Annotated in this window: 23 protein-coding genes; all 23 read left to right on the top strand. The window is 36.0% G+C overall.

The features are described from left to right. Positions 1-138: 138 nt before the first annotated feature. The 23 genes from AB2Q86_RS14965 to AB2Q86_RS14855 all read left to right on the top strand — a co-directional run bounded on the left by AB2Q86_RS14965 (position 139) and on the right by AB2Q86_RS14855 (position 18,559). Positions 139-2,130 carry a hypothetical protein gene (locus AB2Q86_RS14965; protein WP_012582265.1) on the top strand — a complete coding sequence of 664 codons (1,992 nt, stop codon included), beginning with the start codon at positions 139-141 and terminating at the stop codon, positions 2,128-2,130. A 3-nt stretch (positions 2,131-2,133) separates the two neighbouring features. Continuing rightward, positions 2,134-3,096 (top strand): bacteriophage abortive infection AbiH family protein, encoded by a 963-nt coding sequence (locus tag AB2Q86_RS14960; protein WP_012582266.1) that lies wholly within the window; start codon positions 2,134-2,136, stop codon positions 3,094-3,096. Between the two features lie 230 nt (positions 3,097-3,326). After that, on the top strand, positions 3,327-3,719 hold the full coding sequence (locus AB2Q86_RS14955) for a DUF1310 family protein (protein ID WP_014589155.1): 393 nt from the start codon (positions 3,327-3,329) through the stop codon (positions 3,717-3,719). Between the two features lie 88 nt (positions 3,720-3,807). Further along, positions 3,808-4,185, top strand: coding sequence for a DUF1310 domain-containing protein (locus AB2Q86_RS14950; RefSeq protein WP_014589154.1), 378 nt, complete (start codon positions 3,808-3,810; stop codon positions 4,183-4,185). Positions 4,186-4,310: 125 nt separating this feature from the next. Further along, positions 4,311-4,697, top strand: a complete 387-nt coding sequence (locus tag AB2Q86_RS14945; protein WP_041176594.1) for a DUF1310 domain-containing protein — start codon at positions 4,311-4,313, stop codon at positions 4,695-4,697. A 125-nt stretch (positions 4,698-4,822) separates the two neighbouring features. Continuing rightward, positions 4,823-5,215, top strand: a complete 393-nt coding sequence (locus AB2Q86_RS14940; protein WP_012582270.1) for a DUF1310 domain-containing protein — start codon at positions 4,823-4,825, stop codon at positions 5,213-5,215. Continuing rightward, positions 5,212-6,495: an Mbeg1-like protein gene (locus AB2Q86_RS14935; RefSeq protein WP_012582271.1), complete on the top strand. Its 1,284-nt coding sequence runs from the start codon at positions 5,212-5,214 to the stop codon at positions 6,493-6,495. Before AB2Q86_RS14940 ends, AB2Q86_RS14935 begins: the two co-directional genes overlap by 4 nt. After that, entirely contained in the window at positions 6,488-6,850 is a 363-nt protein-coding gene (locus tag AB2Q86_RS14930) for a hypothetical protein (protein WP_012582272.1), read from the top strand. The genes AB2Q86_RS14935 and AB2Q86_RS14930 overlap by 8 nt, the downstream gene beginning before the upstream one ends. Positions 6,851-6,854: 4 nt before the next feature. Next, complete coding sequence (locus AB2Q86_RS14925; RefSeq protein ID WP_003728672.1) at positions 6,855-7,121, top strand: hypothetical protein; 267 nt, start codon at positions 6,855-6,857, stop codon at positions 7,119-7,121. A 160-nt stretch (positions 7,122-7,281) separates the two neighbouring features. Next, positions 7,282-7,998 (top strand): 16S rRNA (guanine(527)-N(7))-methyltransferase RsmG, encoded by a 717-nt coding sequence (rsmG, locus tag AB2Q86_RS14920; protein WP_012582274.1) that lies wholly within the window; start codon positions 7,282-7,284, stop codon positions 7,996-7,998. Positions 7,999-8,199: 201 nt separating this feature from the next. Next, positions 8,200-8,913 carry an N-acetylmannosamine-6-phosphate 2-epimerase gene (locus AB2Q86_RS14915; protein WP_003732140.1) on the top strand — a complete coding sequence of 238 codons (714 nt, stop codon included), beginning with the start codon at positions 8,200-8,202 and terminating at the stop codon, positions 8,911-8,913. A 1-nt stretch (position 8,914) separates the two neighbouring features. After that, a complete protein-coding gene (locus tag AB2Q86_RS14910; protein ID WP_012582275.1) occupies positions 8,915-9,916 on the top strand; it encodes a Gfo/Idh/MocA family protein in 1,002 nt (333 codons plus the stop codon). Positions 9,917-9,949: 33 nt separating this feature from the next. Then, entirely contained in the window at positions 9,950-11,356 is a 1,407-nt protein-coding gene (locus tag AB2Q86_RS14905; protein WP_012582276.1) for a PTS mannitol transporter subunit IICB, read from the top strand. 62 nt (positions 11,357-11,418) lie between these two features. Beyond that, positions 11,419-12,075 carry an HAD family hydrolase gene (locus AB2Q86_RS14900; RefSeq protein ID WP_003725343.1) on the top strand — a complete coding sequence of 219 codons (657 nt, stop codon included), beginning with the start codon at positions 11,419-11,421 and terminating at the stop codon, positions 12,073-12,075. Positions 12,076-12,087: 12 nt separating this feature from the next. Beyond that, positions 12,088-12,534 (top strand): PTS sugar transporter subunit IIA, encoded by a 447-nt coding sequence (locus AB2Q86_RS14895; protein ID WP_012582277.1) that lies wholly within the window; start codon positions 12,088-12,090, stop codon positions 12,532-12,534. Between the two features lie 24 nt (positions 12,535-12,558). Further along, entirely contained in the window at positions 12,559-13,464 is a 906-nt protein-coding gene (locus AB2Q86_RS14890; RefSeq protein WP_012582278.1) for an ROK family protein, read from the top strand. Then, entirely contained in the window at positions 13,448-14,254 is an 807-nt protein-coding gene (locus tag AB2Q86_RS14885) for a MurR/RpiR family transcriptional regulator (RefSeq protein WP_003728665.1), read from the top strand. The genes AB2Q86_RS14890 and AB2Q86_RS14885 overlap by 17 nt, the downstream gene beginning before the upstream one ends. A gap of 172 nt (positions 14,255-14,426) precedes the next feature. Beyond that, positions 14,427-15,290: a nucleoid occlusion protein gene (noc, locus tag AB2Q86_RS14880; protein WP_003728664.1), complete on the top strand. Its 864-nt coding sequence runs from the start codon at positions 14,427-14,429 to the stop codon at positions 15,288-15,290. Between the two features lie 11 nt (positions 15,291-15,301). Beyond that, the gene (locus tag AB2Q86_RS14875; protein WP_003722152.1) at positions 15,302-15,601 is read left to right on the top strand and encodes a hypothetical protein; all 300 of its coding nucleotides are present in this window, start codon (positions 15,302-15,304) and stop codon (positions 15,599-15,601) included. A gap of 157 nt (positions 15,602-15,758) precedes the next feature. Further along, positions 15,759-16,517, top strand: a complete 759-nt coding sequence (locus tag AB2Q86_RS14870) for a helix-turn-helix domain-containing protein (protein ID WP_003728661.1) — start codon at positions 15,759-15,761, stop codon at positions 16,515-16,517. Positions 16,518-16,740: 223 nt separating this feature from the next. After that, positions 16,741-17,502, top strand: a complete 762-nt coding sequence (locus AB2Q86_RS14865) for a ParA family protein (RefSeq protein ID WP_003722150.1) — start codon at positions 16,741-16,743, stop codon at positions 17,500-17,502. Further along, complete coding sequence (locus AB2Q86_RS14860; RefSeq protein WP_012582280.1) at positions 17,495-18,346, top strand: ParB/RepB/Spo0J family partition protein; 852 nt, start codon at positions 17,495-17,497, stop codon at positions 18,344-18,346. Before AB2Q86_RS14865 ends, AB2Q86_RS14860 begins: the two co-directional genes overlap by 8 nt. 6 nt (positions 18,347-18,352) lie before the next feature. Next, on the top strand, positions 18,353-18,559 hold the full coding sequence (locus AB2Q86_RS14855; protein WP_003728659.1) for a DUF951 domain-containing protein: 207 nt from the start codon (positions 18,353-18,355) through the stop codon (positions 18,557-18,559). Positions 18,560-18,594 lie beyond the last annotated feature (35 nt).

Genomic DNA, 18,594 nt, shown 5'->3' with positions numbered 1-18,594 from the left:
ATAATCTACAGTAAGTGCGTGAAAAAGCTATTGAAGATAATTCAAGAACTGATATTATTATAAGAGTAAGAGAAGAAGCTTATTTCTTATAATATTTAACGATTTGTTAAAATAAATTTAAAAAGAGGTGAGTATAGTATGGAACGGATTAAATTTTATAGTTCATCAGATATATCTAGCTGTTATCATTTTAAGAGGTTGAAAGAACTTATCGTGTCTAGTGAAGACATGGAAACAAACAATCTTTTGGATATGCTAGAAGTATATAATATTTTGAAATTCATGAGTAAAGAAACTTATCCTGTCAATTTATCAGATAAGCAGATTAAAGAGACTAAGAGTATACTTAACAGAAAACTTAATCAATTTTTCCGAGAGTTATCAAAACAAGATGTTTTAGAATGTTTTAAGTATTTTTTTGCTCAAAATAATCTCGATTTAGGTGGAAATGTAGTAAAATATACTGATATGGACAAGTATAGTGACACTCTTTATAAAGAAGACTTTTTAGAATGCTTTGAAAAGCATAAATTAGATGTGAGAATTTGTGAAAATGACATGAGATGCTTTTTTAAAGAATACGAAATCCCTGTTGAATATTTTTTGAAAACTAATTATTTTGTGAAACATTATCCTACTGTAATAAAGGATATATTTCTTGCGAAAGCAAGAAATATCGAATTAGTTTTAGATAACTATACTCCTAGCGAAACTAGGTATTTTATTCCTCACAACATTACGAAAGATGAAATGTATAATCTTTGCGAACTATATATAAAGGGTGAGACAGCTGATTTAAATTATCTTTATTTGGTTGGACAAGGAATTCAAGGTGTTAAGGAACTTCAAATTGATGCTAAATTAAAATTAAAGTCTAGGAAAAGATGTGCGCAAATAGAGAAGAAAATTTTTAGTGATGAAAATGGTAATGCAAATAATGGAATAGAGCAATCAATAGTTATTTATTCAGACAAAGAAAAGTATGATATGGCGAAAGAAGATTTTAAAAACTTAATTGACATTGACTATTTAAAAAAAGAAAAATCCAAAGAAAATTTACTAGAGTATATGATGTATTTTAATGGTTTTTTCACAGGAAATTGGATTTTAAATTTATGTAGCTTTCCTAACATCGAAAGTTCAACTTTAATGAAAAAGTTATTGGGGATTCATACTAATAAAAATTATGAAACAAGTTTTTATTTCAATGGTAAAAATATCTTGATGTTAATAAGCTTTAAAATATATCAGGATAAACTACAAGAGATTTTTGATATAAGAATAGAAGAACTGATAGTTTATTTTTTTTCGGAATATAGTAAGGAATACTTTCTTGTAAACTGGCTACCAATAGATTTTACGAACAAGTCAGAAAAAATTCATATTCAGACTAAAAACTTAGTTACTATAGAGGAACAATTAAGAAAACAATGGAAACTATACATTGAGGAAAATGAAATAGATAAAGAATTATTCGAACTAGAAGAAACGCCAACGCTTAAGTCGTTAAAGAGTAGATTAGACAGGAAATATATATATATAAATCAGAATAATAAAGCCATTCTCAGAGTTATGTATTTACTTTTTTCAGATCAATCACATATAACGTATATAACTAAAGAGATAAATGGAGATGATTTTGTAGAACTAATAGTTAATAATAAAATTAAAAAAGATGATTTTCATAATTATCAACGATTAGATATTGAATTTTTACTTGATAATTATATTATTTCGATTGATAAAAAAGGAGATATATTCATAACTGAAAAGCAGTTATTACGAATCCGTATTTTTTCTAATATTTATAAATATGGGGTTATTCATTATTACCATTCGGATAAAAAACTGGATATTAATAAAGAGTTGGCATATCAACAACAAGAGATAGATGAAATGATTGAAGAGGAATTATTAATTTATGAGAATACTTTTTTTGCCAAACCTGAGGTAGACTATCTAAACTATATCCTTAATAATTCTGAATTTGACAATGCATTGGGTATAAGAAACAAATATTCACATGGATCTATTGTAGACGAAAACGAGGATGATTATTTTTATTTACTAATCGTCTTAGTAGTATATATTATTAAAATAAACGAGGAACTTATCCTTAGCGAGAGATAGGAAGTGAGCATTATAAATAAGTTGTTTATTATAGGGAATGGGTTTGATTTAGCACATGGGGTTCCATCTACTTTTAATCATTTTAAAGAGTACCTTAGATCTACATATTTATATGAACACGATGTATATCCTAGTCTGTGGTTACCTGCTTCTACAGATTACGATGGTGAGATATGTTATAAAATTGAAGATTGTGCACAAATAATTGATTTCATGATTTGTGATAGTTGTTCAAGGAATGGTTCTGAAGACGGGGGAGAGAACTGGAGCGATTTTGAAAGAGCTATTGGGCGTTTTGATTATGCTTTGTTAGAAGAGGATATAGAAATTCAATATGATAAGGAAGGGGATATAAATCCTTTTCATACGGGAAATAATTATGAAGATGCATATAATGATTTAAGTAATGTAATGTTAAAATTACCTGAGCTTTTCTCTGAATGGATAAATAATATCCCTACTCTGGAAAATTGCTTTTCTGTGTTCAATTTAGATAACTATTATTCTATTTTGGAATTAATTGACAAAGAACATGATGTTTTTCTAACTTTTAATTATACAGAAACTCTGGAAAATTTATATGAGGCAGAGAAGGTGACGCACATACACGGAAATCAAACTTCCCCTGTGATAGGCCACAATAATACCTCACGAATAGAGGAACAAAGTTATCATCAAGATACCTATATAAATTCTATGAATGAAAACTTAAAGAAACCCACAGATAGAATTATTGAAGAAAAATCGTACTTTTTTAAGAACTTAGAGGGAGAAATTGATTCTATTTATTCATACGGTTTTTCTTTTGGAGAAGTCGATTTGATTTATGTTAAGGAAATATTTAAACATTTAAATTCTAAAAATATGATATGGTATCTCCATAGTTATGACCGACAACAACATAATGAGTTTAAACTGAAAATAAAAAAATGCGGATTTTTAGGTTCTTTTTCTGAATTTAATTGACATGATATTATAAGTGATTGACATTCAATATTTAGACTGGATTGAGTAATATCAAATTGCGAAAGTACGTAAGTGAAAATTGGATTACTACTACAACCAAAAACACATGTTCACGGAAACTTCAAACTTACCATCTAAGTCTGAAATTTCCGCTGAACAATGTGGTTTTTTCTTATCTTCCAATAAGATAAAATAGGATTACATATAAGACATAAGGCAGAGGTGAATGTGTGAAAAAGAGATGGATAATACTATTTGGAATTGCAATAATGATGATTTTTGGTCTAGGGGTGAATTTCTATATGGGTGAAGAAAAATTAAACGAAGAAATGAAGAAGGTTGTTTATAGTGGTGAAGCGAATAATGCTTTTTACACAGACTTAAAAGATTTAGATACAAAAGCATTTACTGAAGAGGGCGTAATTCAATCATATGAAATTGATGAAAAAAGTATTAATCACAATCCTATGGGAGGTATTAATGTTACAGTAATCATAAACGAAGATCCAGAATTGTATATAAAATACACTTTGGATAAATTTAATGGCAAATTAGAGTGTGGAAGCGCAAGTATAGCTGGAAAACTTTCCAAGCTGTTAGGACGTTGGGAAGAAAATAAATAAGCAAAAAGACTGAAAAAAGAAGACGGAAATTTCTAACATATAATAAAACTAACCCATAGATAAAAAGGCTTACAGCAGAGGTGAAGATTTGAAAAAGAAATGGATAATACTATTTGGAATTGTAATAATGATTATTTTTGGTTTAGGAGTAAAATTCTATATGGATGAAGAGAAATCAAATAAAGAAATGATGAATGTGATTTATAGTGATGAAGCGAAAAAGGTATTTGAAGTTAGATTGAAAGCCGCAGATGCAGATGCTTTTACAGAAAAAGGTGTAATTCAATCGTATGAAATAGATCAGAAAAGTATAAAGGAGAATCCAATGGGAGGAATCAATGTCACTTTAATTATAAACGGAAATCCAGAATTATATATAAAATATACTATGAACAATTTTAATGGAGAATTGAGCGGTGGAGCTTCAGTTACATCGGGAAATCTTGATAAACTTCTTATGGACTAGAAGAGAGTTAATGAATTACGCCAATACTAATCATAGATGTTAAAAGACTGAAAAAAGAAGGCGAAAATTTCTAACATGTATAAGATTGACCGGCAAATAAAAAGTCGTACAACAGAGGTGAAGAGTTGAAAAAGAGATGGGTAATAGTACTAGGAATTACAGTGATGACCATTTTGGGTTTAGGGGTAAAATTCTATATGGATGAAGAGAAATTAAACAAAGAAATGAAGCAAGTGGTTTATAGTGATGAAGCAAAAGAAGTATTTGAAAAGAGGCTGACAAACTTGGATGCAAAAGCATTCACGAAAGAAGGTACAATTCAATCATATGAAATTAATAAAGAAAGTATAGAGAGAAATCCAATGGGAGGAATCAATGTTACTTTAATTATAAATAAGGATTTAGAGTGGAATGTTACCTATACTTTAGGAAAACATAACGGCAAATTAGACGGTGGTGGCGCTAGCATATCTAAAGACCTTACAAAGAAATTAGAACTTAAAGGGAGTTAAGATAGTCAAGCCAATACTAACTAAGAAATTAAACAAACGTTAAAAGACTGAAAAAAAGAAAGTGAAAATTTCTAACATGTGATAAAATAGACCTACAAATAAAATCATACAACAGAGGTGAAAAGTTGAAAAAGAGATGGATAATAGTACTAGCAATTACAGTAATAACCATTTTTGGTTTAGGGGTGAAATTCTATATGGATGAAGAGAAATTAAATAAAGAAATGATGAATGTAGTTTATAGTGATGAAGCGAAACAAGTATTCGAAAAAAGGCTGACAAACTTGGATGCAAAAGCATTCACAGAAGAAGGAAAAATACAGTCTTATGAAATCGATAAGAACAGTATCGAGCGAAATCCTATGGGAGGGATAAATGTTACATTAATTATAAATAAGGATTCAAAACTAGATATAACATATACCCTGGATAATTTTGATGGCAAGCTAAATGGAGGTGGAGCGAGTTTATCTGAAAATCTTTCCAAATTATTGGGGAGATGGAGGGAAAATAAATGAATCAAGTCATTACAGATGAAGACAGAGTCAGATTGGCAAAAAAAGAGTATGATCCATTGCAGATTAAGAAAGAAGTGATTATCCCCGCCTCTGATGAAAAAGAAAAAACCATCGGAATCGTATCCCAAAAAATCAACAACAAATCAACCGGGGAACAATCCTACATCATCACAGACAAATACACGCCACCCACAGCCTCCATCAGCGAAAGAAACAAAGTAAAAGAACTAACAATCCTTTACAAAGGTTCTACCGCACCGGCTAATGGAAACTTTAATGTTCCAAAACATCCAGATTATAAAGATGTGAGGAAGGATTGGTTAAGTAATGATATTCCAACTGCAATCCAAATCACAAATGGCGGAGGATCCACAGTAACACCCCAACTAAAAACCTCCGCAGAAACCTTAAAACAAACCATGAAACTCTACCCAAACGCTCAAATCTACGTATACGGTCATTCTCTAGGCTCCATGAACGCCCAGTACGCTATCGCAGACTTAGATAAAAAAGACATCAAACGCATCAGCGGGGGTTTCTTCTACCAAGGTCCGAATATCTACTCCAACCTAACGCCAAAACAACAAGATACCGTAAAAGCAATAAACGCTTTAGATAGATTATTTAATTTTGTTGACAGGAAGGATTATGTGCCAATTGGTTATGGTATCGGAGACCCGACAATTGGCCATTTAATAGAGGTTGAGTCGAAAAAAGCTGGTATGGTTGAGCAACATATGTGGGGTGGTTATCAATTCGACGAAGATGGAAATGTCCTAACAAATAAAGAAGGAAGCTTGCGATTAGCTAAATACGCAACAGCTCAGCAATTAGCAGCAATTAATATTATGCGAACAAACTTCTCAAAAAGTGGAGGTGCCCTATCTTCATCGGAAGAAATATTCTTAGATGCGGCAGAGGGGCTCGCGATTACACAAGGAATGAAGCAAACGATTCAAGGCGAAATAAAAGACTTAAAAGATATGTTTGATAAAGCAATCGAGAATGCCGAAGAGTTGTGGCGGGACACACTTTCGGACGCAAGAGACATCGGTTCCAAGCTATCTGAATCAGAAATACTCACGGCACTCGCACTTGGCAATGCAACAGAATCAAAAATTGTGATAGACACAGTGCAAGACTGCGAAAAATCATTAGCCGAAGCAACTAAAATAGAACAAGAATATGATAAATTGCTAGAACAAATCAACGAAGCCATAAAAAGCCAGCTAAAAACCGACCAAGAATTAGCCAAACAGATAGGGAGCATGTATGGATAAACAAAGACAACTACTGCTAAAAATCGAGAATTTAGATGAGGAGTTTAATAGAAAAAGACGACAATTAGCCGAAGCGATGGACGGCGCATCCCAAGAAAAATGGCGTTTTAACCAAGAACTTGAAAATCTTTCTGAAAAAATCAGGTATATCTATCAAAAAAGAGATTATGACGCATCAGAAGATTTACCAAAAGCCTACCATTTAATCAGTTCTATCCAAGAAGAAGGCGAATGGATGGTAAAAAATACAGTAACACATTTAGAAAATGAGTCCGAAGAACATCAAACCCTTTATAAGAAGCAAGTGACTGCTTATGAAGAAGAACTACATCAGCTGAAAAAGGAACGTGATTGATACCATGATAGATAAATTAAGAGCGGATTTGTTGGAGTCACGAAAAAGCCTAGAAATAAACCTTATTTGGATGTTTGTGGCTAGACAAACCTACACCGCGTCAGAAAACCGCAAGCAAATGTTAAAAATGATGAAGCAGGACAAAATAGAAGATATAAAAAGCAATTGTACAAGTTACATAGACGGGCTTTCCACTACCGCAAAAGGCAAATGGGTTACAAAGGCCAAAGCGAGTTTTAAAGAGAATGCCAACAAGTTCGATCATTGTTAAACGTAATACGAACTTGCTAAAAAGGACGAAAATACTTATACTTGAAAATAATGAGCTAAAATATAGAAAATCTACGGTATAAGCCAGTTTTAAAGTATAAACCAACACGTTCCAACATCCTAAACATGGCAAATTCGCGATAATAAAGTGAGGAAAAAACATGAACCCAGAACAATTCCAAACAGCACTTGCTGAAAAAGGAATAGAACTAAGCGACACGCAACTAAAACAATTCCACGATTACTTCGAAATGTTAGTAGAATGGAACGAAAAAATGAATTTAACGGCCATTACTGATGAAAAAGAAGTGTATTTAAAGCATTTTTACGATTCTATCTCTGCCGCGTTTTATGTAGACTTTACTAAGTTCGATACTATTTGTGATGTCGGGGCTGGCGCTGGTTTTCCAAGTCTCCCAATTAAAATCTGCTTCCCACATTTAAAAGTGAGCATCGTGGATTCCTTGAAAAAACGCATGACTTTCCTTGATGCGCTAGCAGAAAAATTAGGCCTAACGGATGTGCATTTCTACCATGATCGCGCTGAAATATTTGGTCAAAACAAAGCGCACCGCGAAAAATACGACCTTGTAACCGCACGTGCCGTAGCAAGAATGAGCGTATTATCCGAACTGTGCATGCCACTTGTCAAAAAAGGCGGTTCGTTCCTAGTAATGAAAGCAGCCCAAGCCGAGCAAGAGCTGCAAACAGCCGAAAAAGCCATCAAACTATTTGGCGGAAAAGTCGAGGAACACTTCGCTTTCTCCCTACCAGTAGAAGAAAGCGAGCGCAATATTTACGTCATCACGAAAACAAAAGAAACACCTAACAAATATCCACGCAAACCAGGAACACCCAACAAATTACCAATCGAATAAACTAACAAAGTCCTTTCAAACGAAAGGACTTTTTATTTTTAACAGCAACGTCATTTTTTAAAGCTAGTTTCCGCAACTATCCACACTAAAATATGAAAATCATTTTCATTTAATTGATATTGATAAAATCATTTTCTTATGATATAGTCTGTTTGAAAACGCATACTTTACACTGAAACACAGTATAGAGGAGGAGTATCAGTGGGCAATTCTGTTATGGAAAAAATCAAAGGCGGGTTAGTGGTTTCCTGCCAAGCTTTAGAAGACGAACCACTTCATAGTGCATTTATCATGTCGAAAATGGCTCTGGCCGCAGTTCAAGGTGGTGCTGTCGGTATTCGAGCAAATACTGCAAAAGATATTAGGGCGATTCAAAGTGAGATCGACGTCCCCATTATCGGTATTTACAAAAAAGACTACGATGATTCGGACGTATTTATCACACCAACCTTAAAAGAAGTCAGAGAAATATGTGAAACGGGAGTAGAAATTGTTGCGATGGATGCAACAACGAGAAAAAGACCACATAACGAAGACCTCAAAGAAATACTAAGCGCCATTCGAAAAGAGTTTCCAAACACGCTTTTCATGGCAGACACAGGTAGTATTGAAGACGTTTATTACGCTGATTCCCTCGGTTTCGACTTAATTGGCACGACACTTTACGGCTACACCGAAGAAACAGCGAATAAAAATATCAGCGACGACGATTTCTCCCATTTAAAAGAAGTTTTGAAAAGTACGAAGCGCCCAGTGATTGCAGAAGGGAAAATCGATTCGCCTAGTAAAGCACGACAAGTTCTTACGTTAGGTTGTTATGCCGTTGTTGTTGGCGGCGCAGTAACTCGGCCACAGGAAATAACCACCCGCTTTACAAACGAAATCCAAAAAATTCAAGAAGAAAGAGGTAAGTGATATGACAAAGCAAATCAAAGTTGGCGTAATTGGCGTTGGACAAATGGGGCAGTATCATGCAGAAATTTACCAAAAACTTCCGCAAGTAGAGTTAGTAGCAATTTGTGAGTACAACGATGAAAGACGTGCCGAAATGGCAGAAAAATTTCAGTGTAAAGCATACAAAGACTACCACGAACTCCTAGCAAATACGGAGATTGAAGCTGTGAGCATTGTTTTACCTGATAATATGCACCGTGATTGCGTGGAAGAAGCTGTAAAATACAAAAAACACATTTTACTCGAAAAACCACTTGCAAAAGAACTGGAAGACGGCAAAGCAATGTATGAACTGACCAAAGACTACGACAAAGTGTTTACAGTTGGCTTTTTACTCAGATTTGATCCTCGTTTTAATATGATTAAACAGCGCCTCGATAACGGCGAATTGGGTGATATTATTCATCTTTATTGTCGTCGTAACAGCCCAATTACCGGGCCAAAGCGTTACATAGGTGCTTCTGATTTAAGTATGCACGTAATGATTCACGATATTGATTATATTAACTGGTACATGGATAGCGAGCCAGTCAAAGTTATTGCCAAAAGCCGCAGTGTATTGCTAAAAGAATACGGCATGAATGATGTGATTTATGCCATTGTTACGTACGAAAATGGCGCAATTGCTTGCCTGGAAGCTTGCTGGGTCTTGCCAGAAAATTCACCAACCATCATTGACGACAAACTTGAATTAGTCGGAACAAAAGGCGTAGCATATGTAGACTCTTGCGACCATGGTGTTCGTTTTGTTAGTGAAAAAGGGGTATCTTATCCGGATTCAAGACATTGGTATTACACAAATGGCGAAGTTTCCGGCGATTTGGCAGAAGAAGTAATGGCATTTATTAATAACGTTGCGAATAACACAAAATCAATCATTACACCAAAAGAAGCGTATGATTCCTTACGAGTAGTAGATGCGATTGAACGTTCGATTTCTGAGGGGAAAGAAGTATCACTATAAAATAGCGCCACACATATGATTGGAGGGGGAAATATGTCTATTCGGGTACATGTACAAAAGTTTGGGAGTAAGCTAAGTGGTATGGTCATTCCGAATTTAGGAGCTTTTATGGCTTGGGGTATTTTAACGGCAATTGGGGTGGCTACAGGCTCTGAGATGTTAAAAGGGTTCATCGCACCAATGCTAAATTACTTGTTACCACTTCTTATTGCCTTTGCTGGAGGTCGAGCGGTTCACGGTTACCGAGGCGGAGTTATTGGTACTGTTGCGACAATGGGAGCAATTATTAGTTCGGATATAACCATGTTTATCGGCGCAATGATAATGGGCCCGCTCGCTGCTTGGGTACTTAAAAAATTTGATGAACGTATTGATGGAAAAATTCCAGCTGGATTTGAACTATTAGTTAACAACTTTTCGATTGGGATAATTGGAGCGGGATTAGCACTATTTTCTTATGTGGCAATTGCTCCAATGGTCGAAGCTGTAACAAAAGTATTAGCAAGTGGCGTGGATGTGTTAATTAACAATCATTTGCTCCCGCTAACGGCTTTAATTATTGAGCCAGCCAAAGTACTATTCTTAAATAATGCGATCGGTCAAGGTATTCTTAGTCCACTAGCCACCTTGCAACTCGCAGAAACAGGGAAATCAGTGCTTTACTTACTAGAATCAAACCCTGGACCAGGACTTGGAATTCTACTTGGCTATATGTTCTTTGGTAAAGGAAACTCCAAAGCATCTTCCTACGGGGCAAGTGTCATCCATCTATTTGGTGGTATTCACGAAATTTACTTCCCGTTCGTTTTAATGAATCCAATTCTTATTTTACCGCTAATTCTTGGTGGTATGACAGGAACATTTATTTTAACAATGACAAATGCGGGACTTGTTGGTGTGGCTTCTCCTGGTAGTATTATCACAATCATGATGATGGCAGCACCCGGTGATCACATTAAAATCCTTATTGCGGTGCTATGTGCGGCACTAGTTACATTCATTACCGCCATTCCATTTATTAAACGCATGGGTAACAAAGACTCTGAACTACAAGACGCAGCGAAGAAAATGGAAAGCCTTAAAGGCAAAAAGAGCAGTATTTCCTCCGTTTTCGAATCTACAGTAGATGATTTTAATTTTAAAAATGTTAAAAGAATTGCTTATGCTTGTGATGCGGGACTTGGATCTAGTGCGATGGGCGCGACCGTGCTACAGAAAAAAATCAAAAATGCTGGCTTAGAGGATATTAAAGTGTTCCATATCGCCATCCACGAATTGCCGACCGAATGCGATGTGGTCGTGACGCATAAATCCCTTATCGACCGAGCCAAAGAAAAGCAACCAGATGCGTATTATGTAGAAATAACGGATTACCTCGGCGCACCAGAATATCAAGAACTAATAGATAAAATAGTTGCAGATCGAGAACAAAAGAATTAACTTATTTGTAAGCGCTTCTTTTTAGGAGCGCTTTGAATAGTAAAGTGGGTAGGAGGAAGACAATGTTAAAAGCGATTGTGATGGATTTTGACGGAATTGTTATTGATACAGAAGTAGTTTGGTATGAAATTTTTAAAGAATGGTTTAAAACGAAGCAGAATTATGACCTTTCTATCGAGGAGTTTTTGCAGTGCGTTGGGTCAAATGTGGACGATTTGTTTCGCGAACTTAATCGGACAGAGCAAATGGATATTAACCGACAAGACTTCGAAGCGGAAACACAAGCAACGTTTATTGAAAACAGTAAAAGTTTACCGGCCAAAGAAGGCGTGGAAAGCTTTATTCGTGAATTAAAAGAACGTGGATTAAAATTAGCACTTGCGACCTCATCGCAGCGACCAAAACCACTCTATCATTTGGAACGACTAGGCTTGCTCGGATATTTTGATGCGATTATTACGGCGGAGGATGTTACGCGAATCAAGCCGGAACCGGATTTGTTTTTAGAAGCTTTGAGAGCACTGGATGTTAAGCCATCGGAGGCTCTTATCGTAGAAGACTCGCGCAATGGCCTTTTGGCGGGAAACAGTGCGGGTGTCAATGTTCTTGTCATTCCAAATGAAGTAACAAAACATAGTGATTTAACCCCGAACTATTTGGAGCGAGAGTCGCTGGCGGAGGTAGATTTAACAGAAATAATGGCTGAATATAATAAATAAGGGGGTACGGGCATGTTATTGGACCGAGTAACTTTAGAGGATATTGAGGTAAATTTAAAAGCAGAAGACTGGCGGGAAGCTATCCAAATGTCAGCGAGACTTTTACTAGAACGAGGCGCTATCAAAGAGAGCTATATTGAAGGAATGATTCAAAGTGTAGAAAATAATGGACCATATATAGTGATTGCTAAACATATCGCGTTAGCACATACGCGACCAGAATTCGGCGTCATTCGCGGCGGACTAACTTTTGCAACACTGGCTGACGGCGTGGCTTTTGGAAGCGACATGTTCGACCCGGTGAAACTAGTTATTACCCTTGCGGCAACAGACTCAGAAAGCCATTTAGAAGTGTTGTCAGAGCTTGCAGAAGTGCTCATGGACGAGGAAAAGGTAACCCGTTTGATCGAAGCGAATTCAAGCCAAGCGTTTTACGATGAGTTAACAAAAGAAGGATAATAATTTCACTAAAGAGGTGAAGAAATGGAAAATTATCTTTGTGTCGACATTGGTGGAACGAGTATCAAATATGCTAAATTTAATCAAGAAGGTAAGCGGGTGGGCGAGCTTAAGTCTTGTGTGACGCCTATAAGCGACGGAGCGAATCAAATCATGCCCGCGCTTATTCGGATTGTCGAACAAGAAAAAACGGATGTAGCAGGCATCTGTGTGGCCTCTGCGGGTGTTGTGGATTCTGTGAAAGGCAAAATTATTTATGCTGGCTACACGATTCCCAAATACACAGGAACTGAAATAAAAGCAGAACTAGAGCACCGATTTCATCTTCCGTGCGCAGTTGAAAATGACGTGAACGCAGCTTGTCTTGGCGAGTTTTGGTTGGGTGGAGCACGGGGGCGTGGGAGCGTGCTCTGTTTGACCATTGGAACCGGAATCGGCGGAGCAATGTTACTAAATGACAAACTAATAAATGGATCGTCTTTTACAGCATGTGAAGTGGGCTATATGCACCTTTCACAAGGCAGATTTCAAGATGTGGCTTCAACAAAAGCATTAATTAAACAAGTAGCCACACGAAAAAATTTGGATGTAAATGCACTAAATGGTCGTCAAATCATGGAATGGGCCTATAACGGAGATGCGGATGTACTGATCGAAATAGAGCAATGGATTGAGAATTTAGTGGAAGGTGTAGTAAACTTAATCTATATTTTCAACCCAGAAGTGATTGTACTCGGTGGCGGATTAATGGAAGAAGAGTCATTCTTCAAACCGCGTCTAAAAGCGGCTATCTCAACCAAATTAATCTCGCCGATGTTCGATACAGCAGACATTACTTTCGCAAAGCTGGGAAATGAAGCAGGGATGATTGGCGCGCTTTATCATTTCTTAAACCAGAAAGAGGCCGAAAAAGATGACGATTTTAAATGAAATCCAACAAAATTACAATCGATTACCGAATAAAGAAAAACAAATTGCGAAGTATATTTTAGAAAAAAGTGATGAACTCAAGAATATTAACATTAAAGAGCTAGCCGAAGAAACTGGTACGTCCATTTCGACGATAACGAGGTTTTGCCGTCATGTGCGTTGTGATAGTTTTGTTGATTTGAAAATGCGGGTTAACACAGCAGCCACAATGGTTCCGTCGCTTGGTTACGATGATCTTTTTGAAGAAGTTTATTCGTTTTATCATAAAGTGATTGATAACACGGTGAAGCTGATTGAGCCGGCCAAAATCCGCGAGATTGTACAGTATATTCAAGCAGCCAAACGGGTCTATATTTGCGGAGTAGGAAGTTCTGGTCTCACTGCTGTTGAAATGTCACAGCGCCTTATTCGGATGGGGTTAAACGTCATTAGCGTCAATGATCCGCATATGATGATTATTACCAGTTCGATTACTACAAAAGAGGATTTCGTTATCGGTATCTCCAATTCAGGGAACACCCCAGAGCTAGTCACAGCCCTAAAAATCGCTAAGAAAAACAAAAGTAAAGTAGCCACATTCACTAGCTTTGAAAACAGTGAAATGACGGAGATTAGTGATGTGACCATCCCAGTTTATAATACTTTATTCGTAAGCAAACACTATTTCGCCAATAGCCAGTTTTCGATTATGTATGTGATGGATATTATTTCCATGATGCTACTACAAAATGAGTCTTACCGCGACAATATGGAAAAAACCATTAATACCGTTACAGATGAATTTCATTAAGAAAATAGATAGCGCTGTAGATTTTTAGCAGCTCTATCTATTTTTTTCACATTTAAACGACAGAATAAGCGTGTTTTTCTCTGACATTTCTGCTAAAATAGTTTAAGAGACTTGCGGATTGCTACATAATATATTAAGAAACCCCAAGATGTTCCGGAAAGGAAGGACCCAGATGCCTTTTTCACGTTTATTTGGAAAAAAAGAGAAGAATCAAATGGATGATATAGATAATATAGTAGAAGAAGGAGTACAACGCGTACAAGAACTTCCTATGGATAAAATTTTCCCGAACCAATTCCAACCACGGACAGTATTTGATCAAGATAAAATTGATGAACTTGCTCGAACTATCCGAATTCACGGCGTTATTCAGCCAATTGTGGTTAGAGAAATGGAACCGGATTATTATGAAATCATTGCAGGCGAGCGTCGTTTTCGTGCTGTACTTTCTTTAGAAATGGAAAAAATCCCAGCAATCATTCAAAATTTAGATGATGAAGAAGTAGCAGCGATTGCTTTAATCGAAAACTTGCAACGTGAAGAATTGACGCCAATTGAGGAAGCGAAAGCATATCGGAGCTTACTGGACATGCAAGAGGTCACTCAAGAAGCCCTTGCGCAGCGTGTTGGGAAGAGCCAGTCTGCCATCGCCAACAAAATGCGTCTTCTAAAACTGCCCGAAACTGTCCAAGAAGCGGTTCTTAACAAACAAATTTCAGAACGCCATGCTCGTTCGTTACTCGCATTAGAAACAGAAGAACAACAAGTCGCACTTTTAGCCGAAATTGCCGAAAACCATTGGAACGTCAAACAAACCGAAGCAAGAATTCAAGAAATTTTAGGTGTAAAAAAGCCAGTAGCTACTAAAAAAACAAAACCAAAACGCCAAGCTATTAGTCGTGACGTGCGTATCGCTATGAACACGATTAAACAATCGGTTACAATGGTCAAAGATAACGGAATGGACCTAGATTTCACCGAAGAAGAAACAGATGATTTTTATCAAATTACCATTCAAATTCCTAAAAAGAAATAAGAGGTGTAGCAGTGAGGTTTTTGAAGATAATTGGACATGCAGTTGGTGTCATTAGTTGTTTGATGGTACTTCCATCTTTCGTAATAGCGATTACAAGTGCTATTTTAAGTTTTAATCCACTATATATTACCTACTTTTTTACCAGTCCTTATGCCCGAGCAGTTGCCGTAGCAGAAGAGTCCGGATGGGGAAGTGGATTTAACATTTTATTAGTTAATTACGGGGCATATCTCATCGCATTTGGCTATACTTTCTTTGCAATAGTGAAGATTTACAGTTGGTACCAAATAGCGAAAGAAGTTAAAAAATAGCTGCAAAACCTGCTTATTGAAGCGGGTTTTTTATTTTCAAAAAGAAAAACAACTCAATTCGAGTGGATTCGGTTTATTTTGTAAAAACTAGAGAAAATAAGTGCAATTTTGAACAGAAAAAAGTACAATAGAATTAGGTAAAGTTGTAAAGGAGGGAGTGATTCACTCAACTCTGGGTGGAATCACGAAACGAATGGCAAAAATCATTTTTGTGAAAGACGAACAAAATGAGTTCCAAGCGTATGATTTCTTACAAAATTTAATTGTGGAAGAACCACTAATGGCCACTTTAGTATTTCAAGGCCTGCTGCAATTAGAGACAGCAGAAACAAGAAAACTTAGTACAGGGAAACAAATTCTTCCCGATGTACATTTAATCATTGGTAAAAGTCAAGCTTATTCACTGCAAACCACTCGTATAGAAACAAGTGTAGACCAACCGATTCAAGAGATGAAAGCACATTTTAAAGATAAAAATTGTCGATTAATTTACTTCACTGCATTTAGTGGAGATGAAACCTATTATTGCTTCGTTAAAGGTTATTTTAAAGATAAAAACCCGTTCACGGATCAAATGAGCTCTTACCGTGAAGAAGTAAAACGCGTATTCTTACGCCGTATTGAAGCAGAAACAAGCATTGGTAATTCAGATTACCAATTTGAAACACTGAAAAATAAAGCATTAGAAAATGAAGGCATTGCCCATTACTTAGAAAGTTTTTCGGCGAGCCTCGGTAAATATATATTTTCTAAACGAATGGAGAAAAAATGGTCGCAACTAGATTTAGCGTTGAAATCAGATTTATCTCCGGTCATTATTGGTCGTTTAGAAGCCGGAGATCCAGATTTAACTCTTAGAATGTATCAGAAAGTCTGCACAGTTCTAGGCGTTAAGGCAACATTCTCTGTAGATTGAAGATAGAAAAGTAATCAGCTTAGGTTGGTTGCTTTTTTATTTTAAAATGTTTCACGTGAAACATTTCTAGTTTTTCAAAACGTTATTTTCATCATTTTTTAGCTTTCAAAACACGAATTTCAATTTATTTTTACTTTTTGTAAGACTAAATGAAAATCTTTTGGTAGAATAGAAGATAAAAGAACCGGAAATCTCGGTACAAAATAAGGGTTGGTGAAAAAGATTGAGCAAAGTGATTGCACTAGCAAACCAAAAAGGTGGGGTTGGTAAGACGACATCATCTGTGAATTTAAGCTCGAGCCTAGCTTTTTTAGGTAAGAAAGTGTTACTAGTTGATATTGACCCACAAGGTAATGCATCAAGTGGAGTTGGTGTTAACAAAGGTGAAATTGAACATTGTATTTATGATGTACTAGTTGATGATGTAGCCATTCAAGATGTGTTGCAAAAGACAGACTTGGATAATTTAAATGTTATTCCAGCTACAATTCAACTTGCAGGTGCTGAAGTAGAGCTAGTTCCAGCTATCTCACGTGAAATTAGATTGAAAAAAGCAATCGACTCAATCCGTGATGATTATGATTATGTGATTATTGATTGTCCGCCATCACTTGGGCTTTTGACTTTAAATGCATTAACAGCAGCAGATTCTGTTTTAATTCCTGTTCAATGTGAATACTATGCGCTAGAAGGTTTAAGCCAGCTACTAAACACAATAAGAATCGTTCAAAAACATCTAAATGAAGATTTGCAAATTGAAGGTGTTTTACTAACAATGCTTGATGCGAGAACAAATCTAGGCATTCAAGTAATAGAAGAAGTGAAAAAATACTTCCAAAACAAAGTATTTAATACTATTATTCCACGGAATGTACGCCTAAGTGAAGCACCTAGTCATGGAAAACCGATTTTGTTATATGATGCAAAATCGAAAGGTGCAGAAGTTTATTTAGAATTAGCAAAGGAAGTGGTTGCACATGGCTAAGGGTCTAGGTAAAGGAATCAATGCACTATTTAATAATGTAGATACTAACGAAGAAACAGTCCAAAATATCGCGATAAAAGAAATCAAGCCAAACCCATATCAACCACGTAAAATCTTTGATGCAAAAGCAATCAATGAATTACGTGACTCCATTAAAATTCACGGCGTTTTACAGCCAATAATTTTAAGAAATACAGATAAAGGATATGAAATTGTTGTTGGTGAACGTAGATATCGCGCAGCAAAAGAAGCTAAATTAAAAGAAATTCCAGCGGTTGTCCGTGATCTAACAGAAGAAGAGATGATGGAGCTTTCTGTGATTGAAAACTTGCAACGCGAAGATTTATCTCCGTTAGAAGAAGCAGAATCTTATCAATTCCTTATGAAAAAATTAGGCTTAACTCAAGCAAAACTTGCAGAACGAGTTGGTAAAAGTCGACCATACATTGCGAATTTTGTTCGCCTACTGACATTGCCAGAAGAAGTGCAAGTAATGCTACGTGATGGTTCATTATCTGCCGGACATGGTCGTGTATTGCTAGGTTTAAAACTCAAGAAAAATATTGTCCCAACTGCGAAAAAGGCTGTGGCGCAAGGGTTGACAGTTCGCCAACTAGAAGATGTTATAAACAATCTAAACGAAAATGTTTCACGTGAAACAATTAAGCCAGCTAGAGTTCCTATCTTTATCCGTGAAAGCGAAAGCCAATTACGTGATAAATTTGGTACGGCAGTTTCGATTAAACGTCGCGATAAAAAAGGTAAAATTGAAATTGAATTTTTATCAGATGATGATTTAGATCGCATTTTAGAGATTTTAGATATTCAGTTTGATGATGAATAGGTTGTGATGTTTATGGAAAAAAAGCATTTCGATTTAAATGATGTTGTAGAAATGAAAAAGCCGCATCCTTGTGGTACCAATCGGTTTAAGATTATACGAATGGGTATGGATATTCGGATTAAGTGCGAAGGTTGTGGTCATAGTGTGATGATTCCCCGCCGCGAATTCGAACGAAAAGTGAAGAAAATTTTAGTTAAAGCTGAACAAGAATAAAAAAGGCCACTTCTTAAAAAGAGAAGTGGTCTTTT

Origin of the sequence: Listeria monocytogenes (assembly GCF_041765605.1) — a bacterium.
GTDB classification, from domain to species: domain Bacteria; phylum Bacillota; class Bacilli; order Lactobacillales; family Listeriaceae; genus Listeria; species Listeria monocytogenes_D.
Note: the sequence above shows the minus strand (reverse complement) of the source record. Positions and strands in the feature narration are given on the sequence as shown.

Excerpts from the sequence above, each read along its gene's own strand:
- AB2Q86_RS14900 (WP_003725343.1), top strand. The coding sequence starts at position 11,419 with ATGTTAAAAGCGATTGTGATGGATTTTGACGGAATTGTTATTGATACA.
- AB2Q86_RS14925 (WP_003728672.1), top strand. The coding sequence starts at position 6,855 with ATGATAGATAAATTAAGAGCGGATTTGTTGGAGTCACGAAAAAGCCTA.
- AB2Q86_RS14905 (WP_012582276.1), top strand. The coding sequence starts at position 9,950 with ATGTCTATTCGGGTACATGTACAAAAGTTTGGGAGTAAGCTAAGTGGT.
- AB2Q86_RS14965 (WP_012582265.1), top strand. The coding sequence starts at position 139 with ATGGAACGGATTAAATTTTATAGTTCATCAGATATATCTAGCTGTTAT.
- AB2Q86_RS14935 (WP_012582271.1), top strand. The coding sequence starts at position 5,212 with ATGAATCAAGTCATTACAGATGAAGACAGAGTCAGATTGGCAAAAAAA.
- rsmG (WP_012582274.1), top strand. The coding sequence starts at position 7,282 with ATGAACCCAGAACAATTCCAAACAGCACTTGCTGAAAAAGGAATAGAA.
- AB2Q86_RS14930 (WP_012582272.1), top strand. The coding sequence starts at position 6,488 with ATGGATAAACAAAGACAACTACTGCTAAAAATCGAGAATTTAGATGAG.
- AB2Q86_RS14860 (WP_012582280.1), top strand. The coding sequence starts at position 17,495 with ATGGCTAAGGGTCTAGGTAAAGGAATCAATGCACTATTTAATAATGTA.
- AB2Q86_RS14910 (WP_012582275.1), top strand. The coding sequence starts at position 8,915 with ATGACAAAGCAAATCAAAGTTGGCGTAATTGGCGTTGGACAAATGGGG.
- AB2Q86_RS14885 (WP_003728665.1), top strand. The coding sequence starts at position 13,448 with ATGACGATTTTAAATGAAATCCAACAAAATTACAATCGATTACCGAAT.
- AB2Q86_RS14890 (WP_012582278.1), top strand. The coding sequence starts at position 12,559 with ATGGAAAATTATCTTTGTGTCGACATTGGTGGAACGAGTATCAAATAT.
- noc (WP_003728664.1), top strand. The coding sequence starts at position 14,427 with ATGCCTTTTTCACGTTTATTTGGAAAAAAAGAGAAGAATCAAATGGAT.
- AB2Q86_RS14895 (WP_012582277.1), top strand. The coding sequence starts at position 12,088 with ATGTTATTGGACCGAGTAACTTTAGAGGATATTGAGGTAAATTTAAAA.
- AB2Q86_RS14855 (WP_003728659.1), top strand. The coding sequence starts at position 18,353 with ATGTTTATGGAAAAAAAGCATTTCGATTTAAATGATGTTGTAGAAATG.